General features: G+C 51.9%; 16 protein-coding genes. 1 reads left to right on the plus strand and 15 read right to left on the minus strand.

Annotation, left to right across the window (positions count from 1 at the left end):
- Positions 1-39: 39 nt before the first annotated feature.
- The 15 genes from HRH59_RS10160 to flgB form a co-directional block, all read right to left on the minus strand.
- Positions 40-882, minus strand: coding sequence for a flagellin N-terminal helical domain-containing protein (locus HRH59_RS10160; protein ID WP_173501158.1), 843 nt, complete (start codon positions 880-882; stop codon positions 40-42).
- Positions 883-972: 90 nt separating this feature from the next.
- Positions 973-1227, minus strand: a complete 255-nt coding sequence (locus HRH59_RS10165; RefSeq protein WP_173501159.1) for a hypothetical protein — start codon at positions 1225-1227, stop codon at positions 973-975.
- Positions 1227-2534: a motility associated factor glycosyltransferase family protein gene (locus HRH59_RS10170; protein ID WP_173501160.1), complete on the minus strand. Its 1308-nt coding sequence runs from the start codon at positions 2532-2534 to the stop codon at positions 1227-1229. The genes HRH59_RS10165 and HRH59_RS10170 overlap by 1 nt, the downstream gene beginning before the upstream one ends.
- 4 nt (positions 2535-2538) lie before the next feature.
- A complete protein-coding gene (locus HRH59_RS10175) occupies positions 2539-3564 on the minus strand; it encodes a hypothetical protein (RefSeq protein WP_173501161.1) in 1026 nt (341 codons plus the stop codon).
- Positions 3565-3577: 13 nt separating this feature from the next.
- On the minus strand, positions 3578-4474 hold the full coding sequence (gene flgL / locus HRH59_RS10180; RefSeq protein ID WP_173501162.1) for a flagellar hook-associated protein FlgL: 897 nt from the start codon (positions 4472-4474) through the stop codon (positions 3578-3580).
- A 10-nt stretch (positions 4475-4484) separates the two neighbouring features.
- Positions 4485-5807 carry a flagellar hook-associated protein FlgK gene (gene flgK / locus HRH59_RS10185; RefSeq protein ID WP_173501163.1) on the minus strand — a complete coding sequence of 441 codons (1323 nt, stop codon included), beginning with the start codon at positions 5805-5807 and terminating at the stop codon, positions 4485-4487.
- The gene (locus tag HRH59_RS10190; RefSeq protein WP_173501164.1) at positions 5804-6280 is read right to left on the minus strand and encodes a rod-binding protein; all 477 of its coding nucleotides are present in this window, start codon (positions 6278-6280) and stop codon (positions 5804-5806) included. The genes flgK and HRH59_RS10190 overlap by 4 nt, the downstream gene beginning before the upstream one ends.
- Positions 6281-7369 carry a flagellar basal body P-ring protein FlgI gene (locus tag HRH59_RS10195; protein WP_173501165.1) on the minus strand — a complete coding sequence of 363 codons (1089 nt, stop codon included), beginning with the start codon at positions 7367-7369 and terminating at the stop codon, positions 6281-6283.
- 15 nt (positions 7370-7384) lie between these two features.
- Positions 7385-8059, minus strand: coding sequence for a flagellar basal body L-ring protein FlgH (gene flgH / locus HRH59_RS10200; protein ID WP_173501166.1), 675 nt, complete (start codon positions 8057-8059; stop codon positions 7385-7387).
- A 4-nt stretch (positions 8060-8063) separates the two neighbouring features.
- Complete coding sequence (flgG, locus tag HRH59_RS10205; protein ID WP_173501167.1) at positions 8064-8849, minus strand: flagellar basal-body rod protein FlgG; 786 nt, start codon at positions 8847-8849, stop codon at positions 8064-8066.
- Between the two features lie 13 nt (positions 8850-8862).
- Entirely contained in the window at positions 8863-9597 is a 735-nt protein-coding gene (locus tag HRH59_RS10210; RefSeq protein WP_173501168.1) for a flagellar basal body rod protein FlgF, read from the minus strand.
- 11 nt (positions 9598-9608) lie between these two features.
- Entirely contained in the window at positions 9609-10811 is a 1203-nt protein-coding gene (gene flgE, locus HRH59_RS10215) for a flagellar hook protein FlgE (RefSeq protein ID WP_173501169.1), read from the minus strand.
- A 12-nt stretch (positions 10812-10823) separates the two neighbouring features.
- Complete coding sequence (locus HRH59_RS10220; protein WP_218573496.1) at positions 10824-11495, minus strand: flagellar hook assembly protein FlgD; 672 nt, start codon at positions 11493-11495, stop codon at positions 10824-10826.
- Positions 11496-11507: 12 nt separating this feature from the next.
- Positions 11508-11924, minus strand: a complete 417-nt coding sequence (gene flgC, locus HRH59_RS10225; RefSeq protein ID WP_173501170.1) for a flagellar basal body rod protein FlgC — start codon at positions 11922-11924, stop codon at positions 11508-11510.
- Between the two features lie 2 nt (positions 11925-11926).
- Positions 11927-12295, minus strand: coding sequence for a flagellar basal body rod protein FlgB (flgB, locus tag HRH59_RS10230; RefSeq protein ID WP_178089534.1), 369 nt, complete (start codon positions 12293-12295; stop codon positions 11927-11929).
- Positions 12296-12505: 210 nt separating this feature from the next.
- Here flgB and flgA point away from each other — a divergent pair, with 210 nt between their 5' ends.
- On the plus strand, positions 12506-13159 hold the full coding sequence (gene flgA, locus HRH59_RS10235) for a flagellar basal body P-ring formation chaperone FlgA (RefSeq protein WP_173501171.1): 654 nt from the start codon (positions 12506-12508) through the stop codon (positions 13157-13159).
- Positions 13160-13213 lie beyond the last annotated feature (54 nt).

Here is a 13213-nt window from a genome sequence, read left to right on the forward strand (position 1 = left end):
AAGGCCGGCAGGGTTATGACACGATTGCCTTGCTGTTTATTAACGCAGCAGTGAACCAATCATTTGTGTAGTGCTGTTAGATGCGCTCAGTACAGAAATACCTGAGTTCATCAGTAACTGTTGCTTAGTCATGTTTGAGGTTTCTTTAGCGAAATCAGCATCCATTAACTGAGAAGCAGAAGCCTGAGTGTTTTCAGCCATGTTGGTCACGTTGTTGATAGTGTGATCCAAACGGTTCATGCTGGCACCCAGGTTAGCACGGGCGGCACCGATAGAATCGATCAGGGTATCTACGTCACCCATCGCAGTAGACGAACCGGCCTGGTCAGCTAAACCACCGGCAAAAGCAGTAATAGCAGTAGTTACTGCAGTTAAATCAGCAGAGATATTCACGTCTAAGGTTTCAGCAGCTGAAGAACCGATTTGGAACGTCACCGCACCGGCACCGAACTTACCGGCAGCATCTAACAGCGTTGTACCTGAACCGTAAGAAGTGTTATCCATAATGTTGGTTAATTCAGCAGACAGTGCTTCGAATTCGCCGCTTAACGCAGTGTATTCAGAAGTGTTGTTCGTGCCGTTGGCGCCTTGCGTTGCCAGCTCTTTCATGCGGTAAGCAATGTTAGTCATCTCTTCAAACGCGCCTTCAGCGGTTTGCATCATAGACTGAGCATTGTTCGCGTTATAGATAGCCGCTTCCTGACCACGCACCTGGGCGTTCAGACGGTTTGCAATTTGCAGACCGGCAGCATCATCTTTAGCAGAGTTAATTTTGAAGCCAGAACCTAAACGCTCCAGCGCTACAGATAAATCGTTGTTAGTACGACCCAGTTGGTTTTGGATCGACTTTGAAGCTGCATTAGATTGAATTGATAAAGCCATCGTGGAATCTCCTGTGATTGATTGCTCAGGGATATAAAGCGACGACGGCGAAAAAGAACTGAAATTATTTTTTTGAAATTTTTAGCGGCTTTATTGCAACAGCTCTGCCAGCTCATATTCCAGATAATCGGCCAGACCTAACCAATCCCGTTGTTGCTGGCACTGTAATACAGCAGTGAGAATTTGCTGCAACTGGCCATATTGCTGTGGCGTTGCGCGGGAAAATAAGGCAATTAACTGCTCGGCCAAAGACGCTAATTCAAGCGCCGGCGCAGTGGTCGAGCCAAGACGAAATTGCAGCGCCAGTTTCGCGGCGTGCTGCCGGCATTTAGCAATAGTGGGCATCAGGCTGTCAGCTCCGGGTAATATTCCGTACCGGCTATAACCGCGCCGGCTTTCGAGGTGTTAAAAAACTGCACTGCAGGCTGCTTGGCTATATAGCGCTCCAGCCCGGTTAAGTACGTTAGCAGATTACGCAGCGTCGGCACTTTTTCGCCAAAGCCGTTAATCACCTGTTCGGTGGCTTGTTGAAAAGCTGGGCCAATACTGCCATTTTGCCAATTAGCGTGGGTTTTCTGGTGGCTGAAAGCAAAATCGGCACCAAATAAAAAAATACGTTTGGCGCCCATATTTACCGCTAAATCTACTGCCGGATGAATAACGCTGCCATAACTGAATAATGGCGCTGCCGGCAACTGCTTGCGCAACGGTTCAAATACAGCACTGTCGCTCATCGCCACATAGCGCGGGCCGGGGAAATGTTGCAGTACATCGGGGTTAGTCAACGGGAAATACACCAGGCTGCTGGCCGCGGTTAAGGCCTTGCAGGGCAAATGTTCCGCAGTCACTTTGTGATCGCGGCTGACAATAATATCCGGCCGGATTTGTTCTGCCAGTAAGCCGGCTACAGCAGTATCAACACAGATTAGCAGCGGCGCGCCGGCGTTTTGTTGTATCCGGCGCAAATAAGCGTAATGCGTCTCCAGTGAAGGGCCGGTAGCAATAACATAAACGTCTTTGTTGGCAGCAAGCGAATTAAATAAGTTTTGCACGGGACTATCATGCTGCCAAAAGCGTTTATTTTGCTGCAAACGTGGCAAAAACTCACTGATATCCTGCTTTAGGCGGGCAGCGGCATAACCGGCTTCCAACTCGGCGTACAGCCGGTCGCGTATTTTTAAACCGCCGTCACCGGCCAGAACCAGCTCCGACGGCAACACGGCATAGGGCAGCTGCAAATCGGCTTGCGTTGCCGCCAGTTGCAATTCTACCTTAGGGTTATTCAGCCAGTGGCGCTGATCTAACAATTGCAGCACCAGGGCGAAAATATATTCGTTTAAAATGCATACTGTCAGTTGCTGCAGCAGCTCACGGTTCAGCAACTGTTGTTGCAAGTCACCCAGACCGGTGCCATACACGGTAACCTGTTTGCTGTGGCCGGGTATTTTGCTGATTTGCTGCAAGGCTTCACGCTGACGGTCGTGCCGGCTGGTCAGTTGCACACCGTTAATAATAAGGGTGCTGTCGCGACCTTCAGCTAAGCGCACTGCCGGCCGGTGTTGCTCTGCCGCAGCCTGTTGTATTACATCGGCCAGTTGCGGCCAGCGGCGGCGGATAACCGCCATATTTTGCTTAAAACAGTCATTGGTCATCCGCTCAGCCCAAACCAAACTCGACCAAACTGCGGGTGATATTGGCTTGCGACATCACCACTGACACCGCACTTTTGCTACCACCCCGCATGTCCAGCTGCAGTTGTTCACTCAACGCGTTAAGTTCAGTATTGCTGCCCTGGCTTTGCTGAATGGCCGCCAACTGCGCCTGCAGTGCAGTGCGCTGCGCCTGAACCTTTGCCAACGCATCTTTCAACTGTTGCTGGGCTTGCTGAATTTGCTGCTGATACACCTGCACATTAGCTGCCGTTGCTGCCGCTTTACCCAGCTGTGCCAGACTGCTGTCAGCCGGTTGTAATTTTACGCTAACCGGATTACCGGCCGCCACCCGCACGCCCTGGCCGGTGATAAGCCAGGGTTCCTGCAGTTTACGCGCGTCACGTGCTTCGGCAGAAAAATACAAATGCTGTTGCTGGTTAACCTCTACGCTGATTTGCTGGCGGCTGAACGCTTGCTTCATGGTGTGCAGGTTTTGCTCTGCAGTTTGGCCGGCTTCCAGCACCAGGCTCACTGCGCCGCCGCTTCGGCCCAGCAGAATTTGTACCTGCTCGGTTTGGCGCCGCTCGCTTAATAAATCAATGTTATGGTTTAAACCGGCTTTAACCGGTGCCGGGTCCGGCCCGGTAAGCAACAAATCGGCATTGATGCCGGCAGCAGGTTTTTGCAGCTTTTGCTCCAGCTGTTGCAACTGCTGCTGCGCCATTTGCTGCTGTTCGGCGGTTAACTTACTGTACGCCGGCGAGTTAAGCTGACGTTTTAAATTCTCCAGTGCCTGATAAGCCTGGCGGATATTACGTTCGGTCTGGTCGGTTTGGCTAAGTTGCTTGCTGACATCTGCTGCCTGCGCCCATTTGCTTAATACCTGAATTTGCCGTGCCTGGCGCGATACAGGCACGCGCCGGCCGCTGTCATCTGCGCTAACGGCTTTAATTACAGCGGCGCGGTCAGTGGCACTTAACGGACTAAGTGCACTGGTACTGACTTTATCGAGCGTAGCGGATACCTGCATAGCCTTACCTTATTCAGACGTAAGAAAACAGCGTCATCTTAGACACACTGGAATACACTTTCAGCGACGACTCGTACGCCGCCATCGCCTGGTTCATCTGTACATAGGCTTCCGGGTAATCCACCTCTTTAATGTCATCGCGCAGTGTTTCGGTAAACAGCGCGATATCATCATTGCCCAGCTCCATTTCATCCAACGACGCCAGGGTACCGCCAATGCGGGTAATTTCGCCGCTTATGGTGCCAAGAAAAGTACTGATATGATTCAGCATATCCCGTGATTCGTTGCCGACACCGGCTGCCGGTGCTGTACTGATCAGATCCAGGTAGGTTTGCATCTCGTTTAAGAAATTCACCCCGGGATCCAACTCACTGCCGACAATATTCGCCGGTACACTTGAGTTGTCCGACACGGCTACATCACGCACGCGGTCGTCACCGTTGTACTGAAACACCCCGGCACCATCGCGCTCAAAGGGTTTAACATCGGTTAAACTACCGGAGAAGTAATAGTTGTCATTGCCGTCTTTGGCATTAAGCAAGTCGACAATAGCCGGAAACAATACCGACAACTCCTGACTGAATGCCTCCAGTTCGGCCTGGCCCATAGAACCATCAGCCGCGGTCGTAACGATTTCCTGTATCGAACCCAGTGTATTTACAATGCTGCTAAGCTGAGTTTCCTGCTGGCCCAGGTTAAAATGCACCGCATCCATATTTTTTTTGTATTGCTCAAGCTTGGTCAGCTCGCTGTTCAACGTCAGTAGCATTACCGAGCCCAGCGGATCGTCAGACGGCCGCTGAATACGCTGGTTGGTGGCCAGCTGGGTAGATAATTTGCTGTACTCAGCAGTGGACTGCTGAATATTGCGAATAGTGGTTAAATGATACTGATTGCTGCTAACGCGCATGGCCACTACCTCAGAAAATATTAATCAGGGTTTTAAACAATTGATCAGCAGTGCTGATCACCCGGGCATTAGCATCGTACAACTGCTGATAATACATCAGGTTAGCTGCTTCTTCGTCCAGGTTTACACCACTTACACTGTCACGCGCTGCGGTTGCATCGTTGTTCAGTACCTGCGCGGTTTTAATACTGCTTTGTACTTGTTTGCTCTGAATCGCCAGGTCGCCGATCAGGGTATCGTAGCCTGCCGTACCACCGTTTAATGACGCTACCAGGTTGGCGATATTACCGTTGTCACCGCGGCCACCTGCCGGGTTACCGAAGCCGTCGTCACCGATAAAAGCAAGGTCGTCGGTTTCTAAATCCGGGTTAACACTAATGGTGCCCAGCACATCGGCAGGGTTATATTCAAACAGCGGTTCGCCCGGCAGGCCGTTTAAATCAAAGCCCTGAGATAAAGCGGTGTTTACCGAGTCAGCAATGTTAGTCACAATTTGTTCCAGTTTAAGCTTGGAAGGTTGCAGCACATTGACGTCAACATTTAATAAACCACCGATACGGCCACCGACAAACTCATTTAACGGAAAGCCCTGGCCGTTAAAATCTACATTTACCGCAGTGCCGGTCACCGATACTGCCGCGGCTTTCGAACCTACCACCAACGGCGCACCGTTTTTACTGCTGATATTAATATTGCCGTCGCCCGGGTCAACAATGTCGACACCCATATAGGCCGACAATTCCGTTACCAGTACTTCGCGTGCATCGGATAACTCAGACGTGGGTTGGCCCAGCGCCTGTGCCTTGCTTATTTTGCCGTTCAGTTCCGCAATTTGCTCAAACAACGAACTGCTGTTGCCGGCCAGGTTACTTAATTCGTTACTCAGCTTGTCTTGCTGGTCGGATAAGGCGCCGTTGATTTGCGATAAATCCTGCACCAGTGCCTGCGCCGATGACAACACCTGCTGCCGATAGGCATTCGAGTCCGGTGCCGACATGGCCGCGTTAAAGGCGGCACTGATATCGGCTACGGCATCATTCAGGTTTAATGACTCAGTACCGAGGATTTGCTCCAGATAGCCGAGGTAGCTTTGAAAGCCTTCGTAGTAGCCAACATCCGAGCCGGTACGCCAGATATCATCGTTTAAGAAATCATTAACGATACGATCGACCTTGGTGACTTTCACGCCGTTTAAGCTGCCGCCGGCGGTTTCCAGGTATACCGTCTGACGGCTGTAACCTTTTACCGCCGCATTAGCGACGTTTTGGCCAACCACATTCAGCGCACTGTTGGCGGCATTAAGCCCCGACACACCGTTTAAAAGCATACTCATAAGCTGGATTTCCCACCGTTTTCAACCGGCCACAATGGCTGGTTAAACGCGCTGTTGTTGTATTCCGGCGCCGCTGGCGTCAGCGCCCCATTATCGGGTAAAGCGACGGCGTCAGCTAACTGCTTAAATTTATTTTCTGTCTGCACCAGACCATCACCCAATTGACGCACTATGGCTTCTGCCAGGCCCAATTGCTGGTTAGATGCTAACGATTGCGCCAGCTGGGCATCGTGCATATCACGAAAAGTGCCGGCCTCTTTGCTGCTGAACATGCCATTCTCACCGGCCATCGCTTCGGTACCGGCATGCATGTTTTTTAACACCAATTGCAAAAATATCGCCTCAAACTGTTCGGCAGCTTTAGTTAACCGCTCTGCCGGTGCCTGATTCGTGGCAATACTGCCGGCTGTGCGCGGATCGATAGCCAGCGCCTGGTTGGTGGAAAAATGGCCGGATAAAGAGGTAATAGTCATTTAGATCACCAGTAAATCAGCATCCAGTGCGCCGGCGTTATCCAGCGCAATCAGGATTGACATCAGTTCTGCCGGGGTTGCCCCCAGCGCATTAATCGCCTGCACTATGGCATCCAGCGAGCTGCCTTCCGGCCACAACATCATATTGGCGGTGCGTTCCTGTACATCTACACCGCTGTTTTGTATTGGCGTGGTAGTGCCGTTAGAAAACGGCAACGGCTGGCTTACGCCCTGCTGCTCGGTAATAGTAATGGTTAAACTGCCATGGCTTACCGCGGCGCGTTTTACCCGCACTATGTCGTTCATTACTACCGTGCCGGTGCGGCTGTTAAACACTACCCGTGGCCGCTGGCTGCCTTCTGTTACCTCTATGTCCTGCAACAACGACATAAAGGTAATGCGGCTGTTGGCATCTTGCGGTGCGCTCAGCACCAACTTACCCTTGTGTTCGGCGCGGGCCACATCGGGGCCAAATACGGCATTTACCGCGGTAACCACATTGCGCGCGGTTTGATAATTCGGTTGCTTTAAATTCAGTACCACTTCGTGCGGCTGATAAAACTGCGGTACGGCGCGCTCCACAATAGCGCCGGACGGAATAATACCGGCGGTTGGCACGTTAACGGTAACGGAAGAACCATTCTGGCCACTGGCATTTAAGCCGCCCACCACCAGATTACCCTGTGCCAGTGCATACACTTTGCCGTCTACCCCACGCAGCGGCGTCAGCATTAAGCTGCCACCATGTAAGCTTTTGGCATCGCCCAGCGACATAATAGTCACGTCCAGCGCCTGGCCCGGGCTGGCATTGGCCGGCAAGGTAGCAGTAACCGCAACCGCCGCCACGTTTTTTGATTTTGGCAGGCTGTTTTCATCTAACTGCACACCAAACTGTTTCAGCATATTGTTCAGTGACTGGGCGGCAAATTTAATTTGCGCTTTATCACCTGATCCCGGCAAACCCACTACCAGGCCATAACCCACCAGTTGGTTATCGCGCACACCCTGAATATCGACTAAATCCAGCAGCGGTCTGGCCTGCAATGCCAGCGGCAATAGCAACACCAGCGCACTTATAAAAGCTTTCATAACACCTCAGCTGCGTTAAAACGGGTTCAGAAAACGGTTAAACAGCCGCGTAAACCAACCGGGCTGGCTGGCATTGGCTAAGTCGCCTTTGCCGGAGTAACTGATGCGCGCATCGGCAATACGCTGTGATGATACGCGGTTGGTTACATCGATGTCTTCCGGCCGCACTAAACCCTGCAGACGAATATATTCATCGCCCTGGTTTAACTTAATCCACTTTTCACCGCGAATGGCCAAAGCACCGTTTGGCAGCACATCGGTCACCCGCACGGTAATAGAGCCGCGTAAAAAGTTCTGTTGGCTGGCAGCACTTTCGCCGTCAAACTGGGAGCGGGAATTAAGCTCCATTGCCAGCTCTGCCACATTTAAGTTACCTACCAGCGGCACACCAACGTTAATGCCGGTACTTTTGTCGATACTGCTGTCAGCACTTTTACTCGACTGGGTACGCTCGTTCAGCTCAACGGTAAGAATGTCACCGACGCGGTAAGCGCGCTTATCTTCGTATAGCGTGAACATATAGCGGTCGTTGTACAGGCTGCCTTGCTGTTGCGATGGCAAGGGCTCATCTGCGGTGCGTTCGGCCACTACCTGCTCCCAGTCGGCCTGATGCACCGGCTCCGGTTGGCTGGCACAGCCGCTCAGCAAAACAACACTCAAAATACACAACAGTAAGTACAGGCTTTTCATTGGCTTACAGGCTCTGGTTAATAAAGCGCAGCATTTCATCGGCTGCCGATACCACTTTGGCATTCATTTCGTAGGCACGTTGCACCGCTATCATGCTGACCATCTCGTCCACCACACTGACATTGGAGCCTTCAATGGTGTTTTGCTGCAATGCGCCCAGCGCGTCTTCACCAGGAATGCCTTCAATTGCTTCGCCGGACGCTGCTGTAGCACGGAACAGGTTACCGCCCAGCGCTTCCAAACCTGCCGGGTTAACAAAGTTAGCGGTAAGAATTTGGCCCAGCTCAACCGGCTCAGCCTGGCCGGCAACGGTTGCCGTAACAGTACCGTCGCGGCCGATGGTTACGCTCATGGCGTTTTCCGGCACCGCAATATTCTGCAGCAGTGGCAGGCCGTTAGCGTTAACCATTAACGACTCGGCATTTAGCTGAAACTGGCCGTTACGGCTGTACAGAATTTCACCGTCCGGATTTTCTATCTGAAAAAAGCCCTGACCGGTAATTGCCACATCCAGTGCATTACCGCTGGTTTCATAGTTGCCTTCGGTAAAAATTTTCTGTGTACCGTTTACCCGCACCCCGGTGCCCACCTGAATGCCCGACGGCACCTGGTTTAATTCATCGGCCTGGGCGCCCGGTTGGCGTTGCACCTGATAAAACAAATCTTCAAATACCACCCGGTCTTTTTTAAAGCCGGCAGTGCTGACGTTCGCCAGGTTATTAGAGATGGTGGTCATGCGCATATCTTGCGCGGCTAAACCGGTTTTACTGACCCATAAGGCTGAATTCATTGTGCTGCTCCTGTTAGCTGTTGCCGCTAATCAATTTATTACCGGCTGTTGCCAGCTCATCGGCGGTTTTCATCATGCGGATATTCATTTCAAACTGGCGGCTAATGGTCATGGTGCTAACCATTTCTTCTACCGCATTAACGTTAGAGCCTTCCAGTACACCGGTACGCAGCGTGATAGTCAGATCCGCCGCCAATTGTTCTTGTTGCTGTGGCCGCAACAAACCGTCCAGGCCTTTGGTTAAGGTATCATCACCCACACTCACCAGTTTCAGCCGGCCTTCCTGCTCTATTACGCCACCGCCCACCGGCAGCAGGTTAATAGTGCCGTCGGCACCAATGTCGATATCACCAAACTCCGGCAATACGATGTCGCCCTGCTCGCCCTGTACCGCATAGCCATTCAGCATTAAACGGCCGTCGGCATCGACATGCAGGTTACCGGCACGGGTGTAAGCTTCATTACCGTTGGCGTCGGCCACAGCTAAAAAGCCGCCTTCGCTCAGCGCTATGTCAAGGTCGCGGCCGGTTTGCTGCACCGGGCCTTCGCTTAAGCTGGTAAACACCGGCATTAACTGGGCCTGGTAACGGGTGCGGAAGCCGTCACCGGCAATCATCATGGCCTGGGCTTGTTCAATATCGGCTTTAAAACCCGGCGTATTAACGTTAGCCAGATTGTTAGCGCTAACCCGCAGCGCGGTTTGGTTTAACTCAGCGCCGGATACCGCGGTATAAATTAAGCGTTCCATAATGCGTTACCTTAGGTGGCGCTAAACAAAATTTGCATCATTTCATCAGCGCTGCTGATGGTTTTGGCATTGGCCTGGTAGTTTTGCTGAAACGCCATTAAATCTACCAGCTGTTCACTGATATCAACGTTAGAGCCAACATAGGCGCCGGATAACAGTGAGCCAAAGCTGCCGGCATCCGGCGTGCCGTAAAGAGCAGCACCGGATTCGTTGCTGGCATACCATACGGTTTTATTGCCGGTTTCCAGGCCGTTAACGTTGGCAAAGTTAGCCAACACCACCTGGCCCTGCAGCTTGGTTTCACCGTTAGTAAAGGTGGCAAACACTTCGCCGGTTTCGGCTACAGCCACCCCGGCAAATTCACCGGCAGTAAAGCCGTCAGCATCGTTTTTATAGATATTAAAACCGCTACCGAATTGGGTGCTGTTGGTTAGGTTAATATCGAAGTTCATTACAGCAGCACCGGTACCCGGGTTGTGCGTTAACGGCACTGCTGTAGCAGAAGTCAGCAGACCGTTAGCATCAAAGGTCATGGTAGACGGTGTGAGTAAATCTGCACCATCAACAAAATAGTGTGCTTGCCAGGTATTAGGCGCGGTATGGACAAAATACTGGGTTAACGTATGGCTGTTACCCAAAGAGTCGAATATTTCACTCGACTGTGAGTAGTTATAACTGCTGCCAACAGCCGGATCGAATGGGTTAGCCGGCGGGCCTATCGGGTCTATTACATCGCTGGCCGAACTTAAATTCAGCGAAAACGCCACTTCAGTAGAGGCTTCAGCCGGTATATTGGCCGCTTCAATTTTCAGGTCAGTTAAAATACCCGGCACCAGGTTGCCCTGGGCGTCAATACCGTAGCCCTGCAGGTTATTACCGCTGGCATTAATAATATTCTGGTTTTTATCCAAGCCAAACTGGCCGGCCTGGGTGTAAGCAGTACGGCCGTTTTCCGACACCACAAAGAAGCCTTTGCCGGTAATGGCTAAATCCAGTGCTGAACCGGTGTTTACCACACCGCCTTCACGGGTAAAGTTTTCTTTAATATCGCTAACGTCGACACCACCACGCTGGCCACCGTTATACACCGAGGCAAATTCAGCACTGCCGCTTTTAAAACCAGCAGTAGAGGAGTTAGCAATGTTATGGCTGGTAACTTCCAGGGCTTTCTGCGTGGTTTTTAATCCACTTAAACCGATATTAAACATAGACATAGTACAAATTCCTTAACTGTTGCCGCCAAAGGCCAGCTGATTGGTATCTAACAGGGCATGGTTACCCAGGCCGTTGACTTGCAAAATAATGTCGTCTTTGTTGCTGCCTACCGACACCCGTTCTACCTCACCGCTAAGCAAGGTGGTTAAAGGCTGTGGCTTGCCGTTTATATTGGCGTCGGCCTGCACGTAGTAACCGCCTGCCTCTTGTTGCTCAAAGGCAAAGCGCAGAGTGCCGACACCGGTAAACGGCAGCTCTTGCTGCTCCATTAATTGGCCCTGAGCGTTATACAACCGTACGGTTACGCTTTGCGCTTCCACACCCAGGTTAACAGCGCCTTTTACCGGTGCTGCTTGCTCCAGCAAAATGGTGTCGGCGGCCACATCTACCTGCTTGCCAATTAATGCCGTGGCTTGCAGTGCTTGCTGGCTGGCTTGCAGTTCAAGGTTTTTGCCGGAATCAATTTTCAGACTTTGCAGGCTTTCAACATTGGCAAACTCGGCCAGTTGGCTGACATACTGGGTGCCGTCCATCGGATCCAGCGGATTCTGGTGGCTGATTTGTGCCACCAGCAAATCTAAAAACATGGTAGATAAGCCTTCAGCGGAGGTGGCTCCGTTTGGCGCTATGGTATTATTGTTGGCTGTTGTATTGCCGGCCCCCAGGCCGCTGATTGCACTCACGCGATAACTCCTTTACTGGCCAAGCCGCAGCACACTTTGCTGCATGCTCGATACCCGGCCCATAACTTCTACCGACGTTTGGTAGCTGCGCGACGCTGACATCATGTCAGCCATCTCTTCCAGCACATTAACGTTGGAATAAAAAACATAACCGTCTTGATTCGCCAGCGGATTATTTGGCTCAAAACGCTGCTCAACCGGCTTGGCTGAGGTGGTAATTCCCAGCATCTGCACTTCGGCAGATAAACTTTGCTGCTCCGCCGTTTGCTTATATAAGGCGGCAAACACCGGCTTTAGGGCGCGGTAGGCCGTAGCTTCTGTCGGTGCGGCAGTGTTGGCATTGGCCAGGTTCGACGCTATGGTGTCCAACCGCATTACCTGCGCCCGCATGGCACTGCCGCTGACGTCGTAAATACTGTTAAATGACATCCTTACTCTCCTTTAATGGCTTTATGTAAGCCACTGACTTTCATATTCATAAAGGTCAGGCTGGTTTGAAAATCCATGCTGTTGGCAGCAAAGTTAGCCTGCTCAATATTCAACTCGGCGGTGTTGCCATCAGCGGAAGGCTGGTAAGGCGTGCGAAACATTAGCTGGTGGCCGGTTTCAGCCGCCGCATAGGGCCGCGCCTTACCCTGCTCTATGCCGTAAGCCACGTCTTGCATAACTTGCTTGTAGTCGATATCGCGGGCCTTAAAGCCCGGCGTATCGACATTGGCCAGATTGCCTGCAATAATTTCTGCTCTGTCCAGCCGCAGTTGCAATGAAAAAGGGTGTACACCGAGCGCTTTATCAAACATATTCCGGATGACCTCATAACACAGGTTGTCATTAGCTGCGGTTGCTATTACAAGCTCTGTGCCACAATTAAAAAGCGATAATTATTAATGATTTACTTTACAAGCAGCCTGTTTTTCCGCCAGAAAGCGGAAGCAATACTTCCGCAGCGGAAGCGCGCCGCGTTCCCGGCTCTGTGCCGGCTTCCGCTTTGGTTGTGTTGGCTTACCGTTATGCCGGTTGCAGCGGCCGATATTGAGGCGCAGCTACGCAGCCATATTGAGCAAGAGCTGGCGTTATACCTGCAGCAACTGGGCATGCCGGCGCAGCAACAGGATATTCAACTGACGCTGCCGGGCGGCCTGAGCGGTAATCAATGCGATAACTTGCAGGTTTCCAGACGCCAGCAACAGGAGCCGCCGCTGGGTCGGGTAAGCTATACGCTAAGCTGCGACAGCCCGCAGCGCTGGCAAAGCCGCGCTACGGCTAAAGTGGCGCTGTGGTTAAACCTGGTAGTAGCCAGCCGCACGCTGGAGCGTGACGAAATACTGGACGACACTATGCTGACCACGCAGAGCCTGGATATCGCCACCTTGCGCCATGGCCTGGAGTTTGACAGCAGCGCCTTGCTCGGTATGACGGTAAAACGCCGCATTGATGCCGGCAGCCCGGTAAGCCGGCACTTGCTGCAACAAGCCTGGCCGGTGCAAAAAGGCGCGCAGGTTACACTGCAATTCAGCGGTGACGGCTTTGCCGTAAGCACCAAAGGCCTGGCATTAAGCAATGGCCAATTGGGCGAAAAAATCAGTGTGCAAAACCTCAGCTCCGGCAAGGTAATTGACGCTGTTGTGGTAGGTGAAGATTTAGTTGAAACCGGCAATAAATAAATTTAAGTCAGCGGGCATTTCTGCCGCTTTAGATAAACAGAGTAAGTTAGCGGA

Source organism: Rheinheimera lutimaris (assembly GCF_013283795.1).
Classification (GTDB): domain Bacteria; phylum Pseudomonadota; class Gammaproteobacteria; order Enterobacterales; family Alteromonadaceae; genus Alishewanella; species Alishewanella lutimaris.